Raw genomic sequence first — 15,926 nt, 5'->3', positions numbered from 1 at the left:
CTGCACGCATCAAAAGACATGCGCTCAGCTCTTGCATCCCGCCAATGCGGAATGAGGCTCAATATGGGACAGGAATCAAACGCGGGGCGGTCGCCACACCCTGGACGGGGTTTGTGCAGGCAAGGAATCACTAAAGAAGGAAAGTACTACGGGGCTAAACACGGCTACTGAAGGCTTGAAAGTCGAGACTTGCAATATGCCGCCTGCCTTGCATTCCTGTCCCGGTTTACATGGCTTTCCGTGCTCGGACAGGGTTTTCATATCGTTGCAGCAGTCCATGCCCATGTCGTCCATTATCGTCATGCCCATCGTCTTCATGGGGCACGGTTCTATCGATGCCTGAACTCCCGCCATCCCGCTGAGGGGAAGCGCCAAGCTAATCACGAAGATGATGCAAAACTGCACGTAGCGTTTCATTCGCTGGAGTGTAGTCGCTTCAAATGGTCGTTACAAATCGACTCATGTCATTAACACCCTGTCGCCAAGCTCCGACATATAGGTAATGAAGCCGACAAGGAATTAAGCCAACATTACGTTTAGAAAATAGACGCGGACGACGAGCTATCGATCCGCCTATATTTGAATTCATAGTGTTGATCTGAACTCAATCATGGATGAAATGGCTAGCCAACTGAGAAATCAAGCAGAAGCCGAGATGAAAAATTGGCGCGACAAAGACCTATCGGTCTACTAACATCTGATTCCGGGAAGTTTGGGTACAAATAATACGCGTATTCGCAGTACTGCTATTTTCTAGAGTGTGGGTGCCTTGGGGGAGCACAGGTCGCGTCCAAATAAGTGCTTTTCAGTTGCCTCTCTCCAAAACCGAAATCTCTTCTTGAGGAAGATTGACCCGTTGACGATCTTTTGAGTAGTTGCCGCATCCTTTCACCCGCATGGAGAGTCATATGAGCGCTGGTCATAGTCACGGTCAAGCTCGTGCAGGACACGAGAAAAAATTGTGGATCGCTCTGGCGTTAACGACAAGCTTCATGATCGCGGAGGTCATTGGGGCTTTCGTGACAGGCAGCTTGGCGTTGTTATCCGATGCGGCTCACATGCTAACTGATTCCACTGCCTTGGCTATTTCATTGATAGCTATTCAAATTGCCAAACGCGCTGCGGATAAAAAACGGACATTCGGCTATGCACGATTTGAGATCCTCGCAGCTGCTTTTAACGCGATTTTGTTGTTTATGGTGGCGGTGTACATCTTGTATGAAGCTTATCAGCGGTTTAAAGCCCCGACAGAAATCCAATCGACAGGGATGCTGATCGTCGCAGTGATCGGACTAGTTGTGAACCTTGTTTCAATGCGGTTGCTAATGTCTGCCAGTGCCGAAAGTCTTAACGTAAAAGGCGCGTACCTAGAAGTATGGAGCGACATGTTGGGCTCCATGGGCGTAATAGGGGCGGCATTGATCATTCGTTTTACCGGATTCACTTGGGTTGACTCGATCGTTGCCGCAGCTATCGGCCTGTGGGTGCTTCCCAGAACCTGGGTTTTGCTCAAAGAAAGCATGAACATCCTGTTGCAAGGGGTTCCGGATGGCATCGATATCGCTGAAGTGGAAGCGTGCATCAGGGCGGTTGAAGGCGTTGAGGATATCCATGACCTGCATATCTGGGCCCTGACCAGCGGCAAGAATGTCATGAGTGCTCACCTTGTAATCCTGCGTAGCTCCCGAACTGAGCAAGATATATTGGCTGAGGTGACTCGGCTGATGAGCGAGGTATTCCATATCAGCCATACGACTCTTCAATTGGAAAACTTACAGTTTCATGCAACGCTTGAAGAAAACGAAGGCATGCAGCACTAGAGCGGGATCTTGCAAACATCTCATGTCGGAGTAGGGGCTGCTGCGATGTACTCAGAACTCAGCGGACATTAAAAAACCTGACCACAGGCGCATATCCAGTGGTGCAGGGAGGGTTGCACAGGTTTGTTGCGGGAATTTACCCTTAAACCTTTCTAGCCTGTTGCCAAGTGGTCTGTCCGTCGAGGTTTGGGAAGCTCAGCCTGAAAACGGTCATGCTGCCAGGCATGCTTTGAACATCCGCAGTTCCCTGGTGGAGGCTCATGATCGATCGAACAATAGCTAAACCAAGACCAGTGCCACCCTCAGCACGCGAGCGACTTGTATCAATTCGATAAAAGCGGTCAAACAAGTGCAGCAGATGCTGAGGTTCGATTCCTGCTCCAGGGTTGCCTACAAGTAGCGATACCTGTTTGGCATAGTTTTCAATAACAATTGAAATAGATTGTCCCGCAGGGCAATGGCGTATTGCGTTGGACAATAGATTGGATATTGCTCGCTGTATCATTAACCTGTCGCCAATGGTCTTGCCATTTCCGGTAACATTCAGGGTGATACGTTTCTCTTCCGCAGACAGTGAAAACAGATCGACCACCTTAAATGCTTCATCTTCTAAGGTGATTATTTCGAACGGGACAAGTGCCGCGGGATGGCTGACCTGAGCTAAGAAGAGCATATCCGAGACAATTCGCGTGACACGGCCCAACTCCTCGGTGCATGACTCCAGCACAGCTTTGTATTCTTCTGCCGGACGCTCCCGAGAAAGGGTAACCTGGGCCTTGCCCATCAAATTGGTGATCGGGGATCGTAATTCATGGGCTAAGTCATCTGAAAATTGCGACAGCTGCTGAATACCGCTGTCGAGCCGGTGCAGCATGAAGTTGATGCCATGAGCCAACTCACTAAGCTCCTGAGGCATTTTAACAACAGAAAGTCGATGGTTGAGATCTTGAGCCGAGATCATGGCGGCGACCTTCCGGAACTCTCTCAGTGGAGAAAGTCCTTGTTGTACTACGGCCCAAGCACTTGCTCCGATGAGTATCAGTAAAAGCGGTAGTGCAATAACCGTCGACCTAAGGTACGCGCTGAGCAGCGCTTCATCGTTCGCACAATCCATCGACAGCAATACGGGAACACTTACACCATTCTTTAATGGGATGAGCTTGGATGCGGTAAGGAAGTGTCGACCTTCACCATCTGAATTGGTGGAATAGGAAACCTTGTCAACGGCAGCAGTCGCAGCTTTCAACTCAGTCCGCGGATCCGACAATCCAGGCCCAAATTTCAGTAAGGGCGCCCTGAGGTTTTTCAGGTCATAGATGGTCAGATTCAGATTGTCATGTCCCATGACTTGATCCAGTAACGAATGCGGTTTTGAATTTACGTCGGCCGTGTCATCGTATAGCGAGAGGCTATGTTCAACCTGCTCCATCTTATTGATCAGGCTGTTTTTTGCCAACTTATCCAGCTCATGCGTCAGCGCAAAAAAGGCCAAGACAGCCAAAAACACTACCAACAACGCCCCTAAAATACTTACTGTCAAGCCTAGTCGCATTGACAGGCTGACCGGCTTCATACACGCGCCTCTAATACGTAACCAACACCGCGAAGGGTGTGGATCAACTTGTTATCGAAGGGGTCATCTATTTTGGCCCTCAGCCTACGGATTGAAACCTCGACAACGTTAGTGTCGCAATCAAAATTCATATCCCAGACCAGTGAAATGATTTGGGTGCGAGAAAGCACTTCTCCAGTTTGGCGCATCAGCAAGTGCAGCAGCGCAAACTCCTTGGTCTGTCAGATCTATGCGCTGCTCACCGCGAAAAGCACGATGACGTCCTTGGTCTAGTTCCAGGTCGGCTACTTTTAGTACCTGCGGGACAGGTATGTGCTCACTGCGACGCATCAGGGTTCGTACCCGTGCAAGTAACTCAGGAAATTCAAACGGTTTAACCAGATAATCATCGGCACCCAAATCTAGTCCGCGTATCTTGTCCGCTAGGCGCCCTCGGGCCGTCAACATCATGACCCGGGCATTACTGCTTTGTCGTAGACGTTCAAGAACACCCCAGCCATCAAGTTCGGGAAGATTAACGTCAAGTATCACCAAATCATAAACATGTTGGCGCGCCAGATGTAGTCCATCCGCGCCAGTTATCGCACGATCAACAATGTAGCCACTTTCAGTCAGTCCCTGATGTAAGTATTCGGCAGTTTTGAGCTCGTCCTCAACTACAAGGATTCGCATGACATTTCACCTTCTTAATGACTAGAGTTAAAGGGGGCTCAGAAAAATAATAACCGTATTAGTGTGGTTTTCTGATTGGTGCTATCTTTTAATAGGATTTTCAATCCTCATATGGTTTGAATAACTTACGAGATGACAGCCCTCATTCTAAAGCCTGTAGCTGCTTCAGGGTCAAGCCAAAGCTGCGGTTTTGAGGCGCCAAAGCTAGGGTTGCGACAATCTGTCGCGGGAAATAATCCAGGGGCTATGTAGCACATCGTGTGCTCATATGAATACCCCAATTCGACAAGTGCGCTTCGGCAGATAATTGCTGAATTTTTGTTTCATCATATTGCTGCCTTAAGTTTTTTCTTTTTTAACACCTCCTATATTAGAGCAAAATCTACAGTAGTAGAGCTGGATAACATATTTGTAATTCTTCAGTCACCTTGTTGATAAGTGAAGAACTCTACAGTTACTACGTTGAGAAAATTCGCTTTAAAGGAAATATAAAATTGCGTTGGCTTAGAAAGTTCATTACCCCCTTGCGTATCATAAAATCCATGTTGGTAATAGGCCTAAGTTGCACGCTTGCACTATCAGGCACGGCTTTTTCCGCTGGTTCGGCTTCACAGGCGCTGACAATGGATCAAGTTCTTCAAATGGCGTTTGCCAACAATCCTGACCTAGCGGCAGCACAGTGGGAAATTGGTATCACTCAGGGAGATCGGCAGCAGGCGAGCTTGATTCCCAATCCTGAGTTGTCTTGGGAGGCTGAGGATACCCGGCGAAATTCGCGCACTACGACGGTGATGATCAATCAGCCGATCGAGCTTGGCGGTAAGCGAGGCGCTAGGATCGAAGTGGCAAGTCGAGCGCAAGATGCAGCCGAGATTGAATTGGAGCGCAAGCGTAATGCTCTACGTGCCGATGTCATTCAGGCGTTTTACAACACATCTACGGCTCAGCAAAGGTTGCTGTTATCACGTCAATCACTTGAGCTCGCACAGCGTGGCTTGCATGTAGCTCAAGGTCGCATCAGTAGTGGCAAGTCATCGCCTGTTGAAGGTACGCGAGCAGAAGTCCAGTTGTCGGAGGTACGCCTAGAGCTGAAACGGGCAGAGCGAGATGAGGCAAATGCCTATCAACAACTCGCTCGAGTCATGGGTGTGCCTTTGCCGGCGTTTGCGTCTGTAAGTGATTCAAGTCAGCCAATGCCAACTGTACCGGAACCTTCGCTGCTCCTTAATCGCATAGGTCAGACTGCGGAGTTACGGTTGGCAAAGCTGCAAATTGACCAGCGTGAAGCCTCACTTGGCTTGGAGAAAGCCCAGCGCATTCCTGACCTAACCGTAAGTTTAGGTAGCCAATACGATGAACGGGAGCGTGAGCGCGTGAATGTCGTAGGGCTGTCGATGCCCATCCCATTATTCAATCGTAACCAGGGCAATGTGTTGGCAGCCGCCCGCCGAACTGATCAGGCCCGCGACCTTCGCAATGCCAGCGAGTTACGCCTGCGCACAGAAATTCAGACCACTCTAGCTCAGTGGAATACAGCGAACACTGAAATCACGTCGTTCAATCAAACCATCCTACCTGCCGCGCAAAGTGCTGTAGATACCGCTACCCGTGGTTTCGAAATGGGGAAATTCAACTTCCTAGATGTGCTAGATGCCCAGCGCACCTTAATCAGCGCACGCGGTCAGTACATCCAGGCCATTGCTGAGGCGACAGACGCCTGGGTGCGTATCGAGCGAATTTTCGGTGATGTCGACAAGCTCACTCATACCCCTTGAATTTCATATAACACTTTTTTAACCGCTACTCAGCATCGCAGTGCCACGGTAATCCGTGACTGCCCACTGAGCTGCGTAGGGAGTCCCATGGATAAAAAACAAATCCTTGTCACCGCACTGACCCTCACGGTGGGCATATGTGTTGGTTCGCTCTGGATGGGTAGCACGTCAACAGCGTCCACCGGCGTACAGACGCAAGAAGAACAGGGCCACGATGCTGATCACAGCAACGAGGGTGCGGCCAAGGAGTCAGTTGATGGCGGGCATGCAGAAGGGGAAGCAGAAGAAGGTCACCTGACTCTGAGCGACGATCAGATCAGATCTGCCGGCATTCAGTTAATCGAAGCTAAGGAACAGAGCATCAGCCTCTCATTGCCGTTTCCTGGAGAAGTCCGTTTCGATGAAGACCGTACTGCGCATGTGGTACCCCGGGTTCCTGGTGTCGTCGAGTCGGTACATGTCAATCTTGGCCAAACAGTGAAAAAAGGTCAGCTACTAGCCGTGATTGCCAGTCAACAAATTTCTGATCAGCGCAGTGAGCAAGCCGCAGCGCAACGTCGTCTAGAGTTGGCGCGCACTACCTACGAGCGTGAACGCCAGTTATGGCAGGACAAAATCTCTGCCGAACAGGATTTCCTTCAAGCCCGTCAGGCTCTGCAAGAGGCCGAAATCGCTGTCAGTAATGCCCGACAAAAAATCAGCGTACTTAGTGGCAGCTCGGTGACCAGTGGTGGCAACCGGTATGAGCTGCGTGCACCGTTCGATGGCGTTGTGGTCGAAAAGCACTTGGGCCTTGGTGAGGTTGTCAGTGAAACCAGCAATGCGTTCACACTCTCGGACTTGTCGCATGTTTGGGTGACTTTTGGCGTTTCCCCTAAGGATTTGAGCAAAGTCCTGGTGGGCAAGTCTGTCACGGTTAGTGCCGCTGAGTTGAATGCGGAAGTTACGGGTGCCGTGGCCTACGTTGGGAGTTTACTGGGTGAGCAGACTCGTACCGCCACTGTCCGTGTGTCCATAGCGAATCCGCAAGGAGCTTGGCGTCCCGGGCTGTTCGTAACCGTACTGGTTGATACCGATACCCGGCTGGCGAAAGTCGCAGTACCAGAAGCAGCAATCCAGACGGTCGAGGATAGGCCAACAGTTTTCGTGCGAACTGATGACGGGTTTAAGGCGCAAGCAGTAGTAATAGGTAGTCGTGCAGCAGGTCTGGCTGAGATCACAGAGGGCCTGGAGCCCGGAGCTCAAGTCGCTGCTGCCGGCAGCTTCATTCTGAAATCAGAACTGGGTAAAGCCTCGGCTGAACACGCCCACTGATCCGCCACTTCCACGAGAAGGTTCTCATGTTCGAACGCCTAATCCAATTTGCCATCGAGCAACGCATAATCGTCCTGCTCGCGGTTCTCCTCATGGCCGGACTCGGCATTGCTAGCTACCAGAAGCTGCCGATCGACGCCGTGCCCGACATCACCAACGTCCAGGTGCAAATCAATACTGGTGCCGCAGGTTTCTCGCCACTGGAGACTGAGCAGCGCATCACTTTCCCTATTGAAACCGCCATGGCAGGTCTGCCGGCACTTGAGCAGACGCGTTCACTCTCACGCTCGGGTCTTTCACAAGTTACGGTGATTTTCAAGGAAGGCACCGACCTATTCTTCGCCCGGCAATTGGTCAATGAACGATTGCAGATGGCAAAGGAACAATTGCCCGAAGGCGTGGAAGCTGTCATGGGGCCGATTTCTACCGGTTTGGGTGAGATTTTTCTGTGGACTGTCGAGGCCCGAGAAGACGCCGTAAAAGAGGATGGTAGCCCCTATACGCCGACCGACCTGAGGGTAATCCAAGATTGGATTATTAAACCTCAGCTGCGCAACGTTCCTGGGGTCGCCGAAATTAACACCATTGGCGGATTCGCCAAGGAATACCAGATTGCTCCGGATCCAAAACGCTTGGCCGCTTACAAGCTGACCCTGACAGACATTGTGACCGCGCTGGAAAGCAACAACGCTAACGTAGGAGCCGGCTACATTGAGCGCAGTGGCGAACAACTACTGATTCGTGCCCCTGGCCAAGTGGCGACCACCGACGACATCGCCAATATCGTGATCGCCAACGTCGATGGCACTCCTATACGTATTAAAAATGTGGCGACCGTGGATATTGGGCGTGAAATGCGTACCGGTGCGGCGACCGAAAACGGTCGTGAAGTCGTACTCGGCACGGTGTTCATGCTGATAGGCGAGAACAGCCGTACCGTCTCTCAGGCCGTTGCAGTCAAGCTAGAGCAAATCAACCGTTCACTGCCCAAAGGGGTGGTTGCGATCACTGTTTACGACCGTACTAACTTGGTAGACAAGGCTATTGCCACGGTCAAGAAGAATCTGATTGAAGGTGCAATCCTAGTAATCGCGATTTTGTTCCTATTCCTAGGCAATATTCGCGCAGCACTGATCACTGCCATGGTCATTCCTTTAGCCATGCTCTTTACCTTCACAGGCATGTTCACCAACAAAGTCAGCGCCAACCTGATGAGCCTGGGGGCTCTGGACTTCGGTATTATCGTCGACGGTGCAGTGGTTATTGTCGAAAATGCTATACGGCGCCTCGCCAATGCGCAGCACCATCACGGGCGCCTCCTAACTCGCTCCGAGCGCTTTCACGAAGTGTTTGCAGCAGCCAAGGAAGCCCGTCGACCACTGATTTTCGGGCAGTTGATCATCATGGTCGTTTATCTACCTATTTTTGCCCTGACCGGTGTCGAAGGGAAAATGTTCCACCCCATGGCGTTCACCGTCGTGATCGCCTTGCTAGGCGCGATGCTGCTGTCCGTAACCTTTGTTCCTGCGGCAATTGCCATGTTCGTGACGGGCAAAGTCAAGGAAGAAGAGAACGTGGTAATGCGAGGAGCGCGACGGGCTTATGCCCCCGCGCTGGATTGGGTCATGAGTCATCGATCGCTGGCATTTGCCATGGCATTAGGTGTCATCGCTGCGAGTGGCGTGGTCGCCAGTCGAATGGGCAGTGAGTTTGTACCTAGTCTCAGCGAAGGCGATTTTGCACTGCAAGCATTACGAGTACCCGGTACAAGTCTGACGCAATCGGTGGAAATGCAGCAGCGCCTAGAAAAGCTTGTGCTGGAAAAAGTGCCTGAAGTCGAACGGATGTTTGCTCGAACCGGTACTGCAGAGATTGCTTCCGATCCAATGCCGCCGAACATCTCTGATAGTTATGTGATGCTCAAACCGAAGGATCAATGGCCTGATCCAAGTAAATCCCGGGAGACGTTGACAGAAGAGATCCAGAAAGCAGCGGCTGCTATGCCCGGTAGCAACTATGAGCTTTCCCAGCCTATCCAACTACGTTTCAACGAGTTGATTTCAGGCGTGCGAAGTGATGTGGCGGTCAAGGTCTTCGGTGATGACATGGCAGTGCTTAACAGTACCGCTGCGAAAATTGCCGCGTCAATGCAGGGGGTCGATGGCGCCTCCGAGGTCAAAGTCGAACAGACAACGGGGCTACCTGTACTGACCATAAACATAGACCGCGACAAAGCCGCACGTTACGGTCTGAACGTTGGAGACGTTCAAGACACCATTGCGGTGGCTGTCGGTGGCCGCCAGGCCGGGACGATGTATGAGGGAGATCGCCGCTTCGACATAGTGGTGCGTTTATCCGACGCCATGCGTAAGGACGTTGAGGGGTTGTCCACACTGCTGATTCCAGTCCCGGCGCTGCTCAATGGCAATGCCGATCAGATCGGTTTTATTGCCCTTTCAGAAGTGGCGACCCTCGATCTTGTACTTGGCCCGAATCAGATCAGTCGTGAGAACGGTAAGCGTCTGGTCATTGTCAGCGCCAATGTACGTGGACGGGATATCGGCTCATTCGTTAAGGAGGCTAGCATCGCCATTGATCAGCAGGTAGAGATTCCGGCCGGTTATTGGGCTACCTGGGGTGGGCAGTTTGAACAACTTCAATCAGCTGCCAAACGCTTGCAGATAGTTGTCCCTGTGGCTCTGCTCTTGGTATTCACCCTGCTGTTCATGATGTTTAACAATCTCAAAGACGGCATGCTGGTATTCACCGGGATTCCATTCGCATTGACGGGTGGTGTTATGGCGTTGTGGCTACGTGATATCCCACTGTCGATCTCGGCGGGTGTTGGTTTCATTGCATTGTCGGGTGTGGCAGTGCTGAACGGTCTGGTGATGATTGCTTTTATCCGCAACCTTCGAGAAGAGGGACATTCGTTGAATTCTGCGATCAATGAAGGAGCGCTAACGCGGTTGCGCCCAGTATTAATGACAGCTTTGGTGGCATCCCTTGGCTTTATCCCCATGGCTCTAGCTACTGGAACAGGCGCGGAAGTCCAGCGGCCCCTAGCTACCGTTGTAATCGGGGGAATACTGTCCTCAACTGCGTTGACCCTACTTATACTTCCTGCGTTATATCACTGGGCACACCGTAAAGATGAAGAGGCAGGCAGCGAAAAACAAGAAATAGTATAGCAGTTTGTTTTTAAAGCCCGCTGCTGATCCTCATTAGCGGGCTACTTATATCAATGATGACGGATATGTAATCTTAGTGCCACCGTATTGATAGCTTCGTATTGATACTCTAATGCCAGTATTTAATATGAGGTGTCGAAATGAAAATCGCACAAATTTACGCTCTTGTAGGAGCATTGATTCTTTCTTCCACTGCATTGGCTGAGGGTGGTGGAGACCGGACTTTTTCTAGAGCTACTCAAGCTACCGAGCAGGCTATGGAGAAGTTTTTAGCCAAAGAGCTGAAAAAAACTCCTCCGAAAATGTCAGGCGGTGATAAGGGCCAGATTAGTAAGTAAATGTAGTGGTGCTACACATAAGCCCCGCCCCGATTCCGGTTGCGGGGTTTTTATTGACATGTGAGGTGCAAAAAGTGAAGACTATTAATTCTGTGATTTTTATTGTGGTCGCTGCGATCTCTTCAAGCGTATTTGCTAAAGATAGTGACAAGGTTTTTGAAAAAAGAATGAGTGCCAACTCCGTAGCTATGGAGCAGTATGCGATTAGGCATGGAAAAAATATTCCCGTAGCTAAGCAATATAAATACGGAATGAAATTAGATGTTGTGAATGTAGTTAGCATGGTGCGACCAGCGAAAGGGTGCGGGGTGATGCCCGCAGCTATGACATACGAAGACTCTGAAGGAGTACTGAATACAGTCAGATACACAGTGGCCGGAACATGCCGTAAAGGTGGTTAGCCTCTACGCTCTTGGCATAGGGGCTCATATTTTTGACGTGCGTCATAAGACATAAAATGTGGGGGGTGTTTACGGCAGATCGAGTAGGAGGCGGGGTTACCCCCGCCGTCCTCTCACACCACCGTACGTACGGTTCCGTATACGGCGGTTCCTGCCTACTGAAAAACAACGTCAGCGAGCTTGGTTCCGTTGATGTGTCGCCTGTGGTATCTAAGCGCCCAGACCGGCCCTCGGAGCTTCCGGCTCCTACCTCCTGATGGTCTCGACCCCCGCTACGCGGAGTTTCTGCTTTACGCTCCAACAGAGATCACACCCGACTGTCCACTCATGGCAGGTTCAGCCCTTCATTGCTCCGGTTTCGAGCAACTACTACGGCCTCGGCTGACTTCTGTCGCCCATCCCGTCATCTCGCGATGCCGGTAGCACGTGGCAGGCTAAACAGATCTCCCAGGGTAATTCGCGCGACCTTCCTGCTTATGCCTGTCGGATCTACGTCGTAGCGTTCCGTGCAAGTATTGGGCTTTGACGATTTGCGCCGTCTTACCCCGCTACGCCGCCTAATCCGCTTCCTGTTCGTCAGGCCAGCATTTTGCCTAAGGCTTCCTTCAGATTCGCAGTCGCCCGCGACACCCTTGCCTTCGGCTAACACTTCCCCTTGCTGGGTGTGTAGAGGACTTGCACCTCCAAGTCACCAGCGTGGCCACCACAGCCAAGCTGATTGCGCTCACGCGCAACGCGCCATGCCTGGCGCACGCATAAAAAAGACGCCCCGAAGGGCGTCTTAAAATACATCGTATTTAGATGAGTGATCTAAAAGTGGATGCGGAGCTTCAACTTGACAGCAGTGAGTTTCAGGTTTTTGCAGGGTATTACTTACCTGTAGCAATCTGGCCAGATGCGCTAGCAGATTGCTATAAACTCCAGTTTACTATAAGTGACTTAAGCTAACAGGAAGATGATTGAAAAATTACATTTTTGAAATTTTTCAGCAAAAAAGTAATGTTCGTCTAGGATGATTCATCCTGCGCAGATCTTAAAGAATAGCTAATGGATACTCAATAATCACACGAACCTCATCCAGATCCGACTCAAATGTGGTTGCACGAGTATTAGCTTGCCGTAGGCGCAAAGACATATCTTTCAAGGTGCCTGTCTGAACGACATATTTTACTTCGATGTCACGCTCCCAACGTTTCTGGTCGGTAAGTGGGTTTCCATCCGCATCGCGTCTCATGTACGTCGTATTGGCGTTAGAGTAATCAGCATCAGTGCCACGACCGTAACGCGTCATAAACGACAAGCCAGGCACGCCATACGATGTCATGTCGAGGTCGTAGCGAACCATCCAAGAGCGTTCTTTAGGTGAGTTGAAATCACTGTACTGAATTGAGTTATCAAGAAAGATCGAGTCCGACTGACGCAGGTAATCGAAATCGTTATTGCCATTATTTCTCTGATGGGATAGCGCAAGTGTGTGTGCACCATACTTCACGCCTACTTTACCGCTCCATATGTTATTGTCGAAATCGCCAAGTAATTTTTTTCCTTCGTCGACGGCCTTATAATAGTTAAGGCCTCCGAATACGGAAAGCTCATTTGATAATGAGTAGTTTAGCCCGGTGCCAGCATAGTATTGATTCCATGCGTCCTTGAGGCGACTGGAGTAAAGACTAAGGGTGACGTTTTTGTTTAAGTTATAATCACCACCAAAGTAGCCTACCCAAGGCGAGTTAACAGGCCCAGCATAGAAGGTCGCAAAGTTGTCGCGCATGTTGCTCGAAACTGGCTGGCTCATGGCATGTAGGCGACCGCCCTGAACGGTCAAGCCTTCAATGCTAGTATTGGTTGCTGTGACGCCAGTGAAACTTTCCGGTAGTAGTCTTGAGTCGCCAGCAGCCACAACTGGGGTGGATGGGAATACGTCACCGACTTTTACTACGGTGTCAAAGGCGCGAATTTTTGCCGCACCTCCCACTTTTGTGTATTCGTCCCTTGCCTCTCCGTTGCTATTGACTGGAAGGACATCAAATGAACTACGGCCGCCATTACGGCCGCCACCCGTGTCGAGTTTTATTCCAATCATAGCAAACGCATCCACTCCGACACCGATTGTGCCCAGGGTAAATCCAGACTCGAATTTAGTAATAATCGCGTTTGCCCATGCTTCGGAATATCCATTGCCTGTAGGGCTTGACTCTCCGTTACGATGTTCGCGATTGAAGTAGTAGTTGCGGTTAAGGACGGTAAGGCTACTATCCTCTATAAAACCGCCATTTTTTTCTTCCGCAATCACCATTGGCGGCACAGAGCTGACAATCATTGCCATAGCGGCTATCGAAAACTTTGTATTGTTAATCATTAATCACTCCTTCGGTTCGGCAGAACTAGAAAGCACTTCGGCTGGAATTGTTGTTTTAAGGAAGCTGGTCGCGCTTCCTGTATCATCGCCGAGTTGTATCGTTGCAATCTGTAGATAACAGGGGCATGATTGAGAAATTACAATTTTGTAATATTCGGCGGCTTTCTTGAAATGTTGACGCGCGTACCGTGCGATCAGCCGTTTACGGATCTGAGTTTTTACAATGCTAGTTGCTACACAGTGCTCACTTAGCGACCAGAAATCTCTAATTCGCACGTGAGAGGTGCGGATGCGCGGTGCTCGACCAGCTATAAGTGCAGTGGTCAACTAATTCCGGACACGACGTTAAGTTTTTACTCGGCCTGAGCCGGTGGCAGCCCACCATTAAATTGGTGCGGTCGAATCCAGTTGTACCGGTGCATCAAAAAATGGCTGATATCCCGCTGAGCTTGTTGGGCCGTCGTGTAGCCCGTGGTCGGTATCCACTCGGTTTTCAGGCTCCTGAACACCCGCTCCATCGGCGCGTTATCCCAACAATTTCCTCGCCGGCTCATACTCTGACGCATGCGATATCGCCAAAGGCGCTGACGAAAACTCCGGCTTCCATATTGCGAGCCCTGGTCGGAGTGGAACAGCAGACCTTGAGGCTTCCCTCGCTGCTCGTAAGCCATGTCCAAGGCCTTGATGACCAAGTCGGCATCCGGCTTTCCCGACAACGCCCAGCCCACAACACGGCGGGCAAAAAAATCCAGCACAACCGCCAGATACTGCCATTTCCCTTGAGCCCAGATGTAAGTGATATCGCCACACCAGACGTGGTCAGGAGTGGGCACATCAAACTCCCGGTTCAAAATATTAGGAATGTCGGGCCGCTCGACCGTCGCCTTTTTGTAAGCATGCGATCCCGGTTGTTTGCTGACCAACTCTAGCTCGCGCATCAGGCTGCGCACTTTGAATCGCCCGATCTGCTCGCCGTCGTCCTGCATCATGGCCATGATGCTACGGCTACCGGGAGCACTGCGGCCTTGGGTGAACAACTCGTTCACCCGACTGCGCAATCGAAGGCGTTCTACATCCGGTGTGCGGCGCCTGAGACGCCGAGCGTAGTAGCACGAGCGGGTCACTTCAAACACCTTGCACAGCCAATCAATCGGCTCGTGGATGCTCAACTGGTCAATCAGCGCGAACGCTCGAGATCTTCCGACATCAAGAGCGCGGTAGCCTAATGAGATGGTCACCCCCACACCTTGCGAGGGCTAGGCTTTAGCAGGGTGATTTATTTTCGGAGGGCATCATCATGAGCGAGTCAGCGCTGATAGGTATTGATCTCGGTAAACATACGTTCCATCTGCACGGCCAGGATAAGTCAGGCCGGGAGGTGTTTCACAAAAAATGTTCACGGGCGCAAATGATGCAGTTTTTCGCCCGCTTGCCGAGCTGTGTCGTGGCAATGGAGGCCTGTGCGGGGTCACACTATGTTGCTCGTCAGTTGGCGGCAATGGGACACGCGGCCAAGCTGATTTCCCCGCAGTTCGTTAAGCCCTTCGTCAAGGGGAACAAAAACGACTTTGTCGACGCTGAGGCGATTTGCGAAGCCGCTTCTCGTCCTTCGATGCGTTTCGTTACGCCCAAGACTGAATCCCAGCAAACCCTGTCTGTACTCCATTGGATGCGCGAATCGTTGGTGCGTGATCGCACCAGAACCGCTAATCAAATGCACGGTTTTCTATTGGAGTTTGGCGTCAGCTTACCCAGAGGTTTGGCCATCATGAAGCGTCTGGCGGTTGTTTTGGCTGAGCATGAACTTCCCGTTCGTCTGACGGTGCTGCTGCAGCGTTTGCACAATCACTTCGTCTATCTGGATGAGCAAATCAAGGCAATGGATAAAGAGTTGGCATGCCAACTGGCCGACGATGATCTGGGAAGTCGTTTGCTGAGCATTCCATGTGTCGGCCCGATCACCGCCAGCCTGCTGGCTGTGGAGATGGGCGATGGCAAGCAGTACCGATGCAGCCGGGACTTTGCCGCATCAGTGGGCTTGGTACCCAAGCAATACAGCACCGGCGGCAAGGCCAACTTACTGGGGATCAGTAAACGCGGCGACAAGCACCTTCGACAGTTGTTGGTGCAATGTTCCAGGCTCTACATGCAGAGACTCGATCACCAGAAAGGAGCCTTGGCCGACTGGGTTCGCTCATTGCTGAGCCGACGCCACTCTAATGTCGTAGCCTGTGCCTTGGCTAACAAGCTGGCGCGTATCGCTTGGGCGATGGCCGCGCACCATACGCAATACGAAGCAGGGCCAGACGCCTTGAACGCCTGATTCTGCAGTTGTTGCTGTACCACGATTCACCTTTCAGGTTTTGCGATAGCTGAATAATGGATGACGTAAACGGCCTACCGGCCTGACGAAGAACCTGTTTTAAAAATTGGCTCAGCAAGAAGCCGTTAGCCTTTTCAGGATCGTCAGGCGCGACTCTCAT

10 protein-coding genes and 3 pseudogenes are annotated in these 15,926 nt (G+C 51.2%); 8 read left to right on the top strand and 5 right to left on the bottom strand.

Features of this window, described 5'->3' with window-relative positions; all coding sequences use genetic code 11:
* Positions 1-75 precede the first annotated feature (75 nt).
* Positions 76-417 (bottom strand): hypothetical protein, encoded by a 342-nt coding sequence (locus RGV06_RS25500; RefSeq protein ID WP_029612175.1) that lies wholly within the window; start codon positions 415-417, stop codon positions 76-78.
* 296 nt (positions 418-713) lie between these two features.
* On the opposite strand from RGV06_RS25500, the pseudogene RGV06_RS25495 reads away from it, so the two are divergent.
* Together RGV06_RS25495 and RGV06_RS25490 are read left to right on the top strand one after the other, a co-directional pair.
* Positions 714-842 (top strand): annotated as a pseudogene (locus RGV06_RS25495) (hypothetical protein); the annotation flags it as partial.
* Between the two features lie 66 nt (positions 843-908).
* Positions 909-1,820, top strand: a complete 912-nt coding sequence (locus tag RGV06_RS25490; RefSeq protein WP_010655496.1) for a cation diffusion facilitator family transporter — start codon at positions 909-911, stop codon at positions 1,818-1,820.
* Positions 1,821-1,962: 142 nt separating this feature from the next.
* Here the strand turns inward: RGV06_RS25490 and RGV06_RS25485 are convergent, their stop codons facing one another.
* Together RGV06_RS25485 and RGV06_RS25480 are read right to left on the bottom strand one after the other, a co-directional pair.
* Entirely contained in the window at positions 1,963-3,393 is a 1,431-nt protein-coding gene (locus RGV06_RS25485; protein WP_010655497.1) for a heavy metal sensor histidine kinase, read from the bottom strand.
* Positions 3,390-4,065, bottom strand: a pseudogene (locus RGV06_RS25480) (heavy metal response regulator transcription factor). Before RGV06_RS25480 ends, RGV06_RS25485 begins: the two are co-directional and overlap by 4 nt.
* 542 nt (positions 4,066-4,607) lie before the next feature.
* Here RGV06_RS25480 and RGV06_RS25475 point away from each other — a divergent pair.
* The 5 genes from RGV06_RS25475 to RGV06_RS25455 all read left to right on the top strand — a co-directional run bounded on the left by RGV06_RS25475 (position 4,608) and on the right by RGV06_RS25455 (position 11,084).
* Entirely contained in the window at positions 4,608-5,840 is a 1,233-nt protein-coding gene (locus RGV06_RS25475) for a TolC family protein (RefSeq protein WP_131690204.1), read from the top strand.
* Between the two features lie 87 nt (positions 5,841-5,927).
* The gene (locus tag RGV06_RS25470) at positions 5,928-7,154 is read left to right on the top strand and encodes an efflux RND transporter periplasmic adaptor subunit (RefSeq protein WP_010655500.1); all 1,227 of its coding nucleotides are present in this window, start codon (positions 5,928-5,930) and stop codon (positions 7,152-7,154) included.
* A gap of 26 nt (positions 7,155-7,180) precedes the next feature.
* Positions 7,181-10,345, top strand: a complete 3,165-nt coding sequence (locus RGV06_RS25465) for a CusA/CzcA family heavy metal efflux RND transporter (protein WP_019824158.1) — start codon at positions 7,181-7,183, stop codon at positions 10,343-10,345.
* Between the two features lie 140 nt (positions 10,346-10,485).
* Positions 10,486-10,683: a co-regulatory protein PtrA N-terminal domain-containing protein gene (locus RGV06_RS25460; RefSeq protein ID WP_010655502.1), complete on the top strand. Its 198-nt coding sequence runs from the start codon at positions 10,486-10,488 to the stop codon at positions 10,681-10,683.
* Between the two features lie 74 nt (positions 10,684-10,757).
* Positions 10,758-11,084: a DUF2790 domain-containing protein gene (locus RGV06_RS25455; RefSeq protein WP_010655503.1), complete on the top strand. Its 327-nt coding sequence runs from the start codon at positions 10,758-10,760 to the stop codon at positions 11,082-11,084.
* Between the two features lie 1,033 nt (positions 11,085-12,117).
* On the opposite strand, the gene RGV06_RS25450 is transcribed toward RGV06_RS25455, so the two are convergent.
* A complete protein-coding gene (locus RGV06_RS25450) occupies positions 12,118-13,443 on the bottom strand; it encodes an OprD family porin (RefSeq protein ID WP_010655505.1) in 1,326 nt (441 codons plus the stop codon).
* Positions 13,444-13,796: 353 nt separating this feature from the next.
* Positions 13,797-14,666 (bottom strand): annotated as a pseudogene (locus tag RGV06_RS25445) (IS3 family transposase); the annotation flags it as partial.
* Between the two features lie 74 nt (positions 14,667-14,740).
* Here RGV06_RS25445 and RGV06_RS25440 point away from each other — a divergent pair.
* A complete protein-coding gene (locus tag RGV06_RS25440; protein WP_010655507.1) occupies positions 14,741-15,766 on the top strand; it encodes an IS110 family transposase in 1,026 nt (341 codons plus the stop codon).
* Positions 15,767-15,926: the final 160 nt, after the last annotated feature.

Origin of the sequence: Pseudomonas sp. CCI3.1, assembly GCF_034313985.1 — a bacterium.
In the GTDB taxonomy this organism is placed as follows: Bacteria; Pseudomonadota; Gammaproteobacteria; order Pseudomonadales; family Pseudomonadaceae; genus Aquipseudomonas; species Aquipseudomonas psychrophila.
Note: the sequence above shows the minus strand (reverse complement) of the source record. Positions and strands in the feature narration are given on the sequence as shown.

Coding starts and splice junctions, on each gene's coding strand:
- RGV06_RS25500 (WP_029612175.1), bottom strand. CDS start 417: ATGAAACGCTACGTGCAGTTTTGCATCATCTTCGTGATTAGCTTGGCG.
- RGV06_RS25465 (WP_019824158.1), top strand. CDS start 7,181: ATGTTCGAACGCCTAATCCAATTTGCCATCGAGCAACGCATAATCGTC.
- RGV06_RS25470 (WP_010655500.1), top strand. CDS start 5,928: ATGGATAAAAAACAAATCCTTGTCACCGCACTGACCCTCACGGTGGGC.
- RGV06_RS25460 (WP_010655502.1), top strand. CDS start 10,486: ATGAAAATCGCACAAATTTACGCTCTTGTAGGAGCATTGATTCTTTCT.
- RGV06_RS25490 (WP_010655496.1), top strand. CDS start 909: ATGAGCGCTGGTCATAGTCACGGTCAAGCTCGTGCAGGACACGAGAAA.
- RGV06_RS25440 (WP_010655507.1), top strand. CDS start 14,741: ATGAGCGAGTCAGCGCTGATAGGTATTGATCTCGGTAAACATACGTTC.
- RGV06_RS25485 (WP_010655497.1), bottom strand. CDS start 3,393: ATGAAGCCGGTCAGCCTGTCAATGCGACTAGGCTTGACAGTAAGTATT.
- RGV06_RS25450 (WP_010655505.1), bottom strand. CDS start 13,443: ATGATTAACAATACAAAGTTTTCGATAGCCGCTATGGCAATGATTGTC.
- RGV06_RS25475 (WP_131690204.1), top strand. CDS start 4,608: ATGTTGGTAATAGGCCTAAGTTGCACGCTTGCACTATCAGGCACGGCT.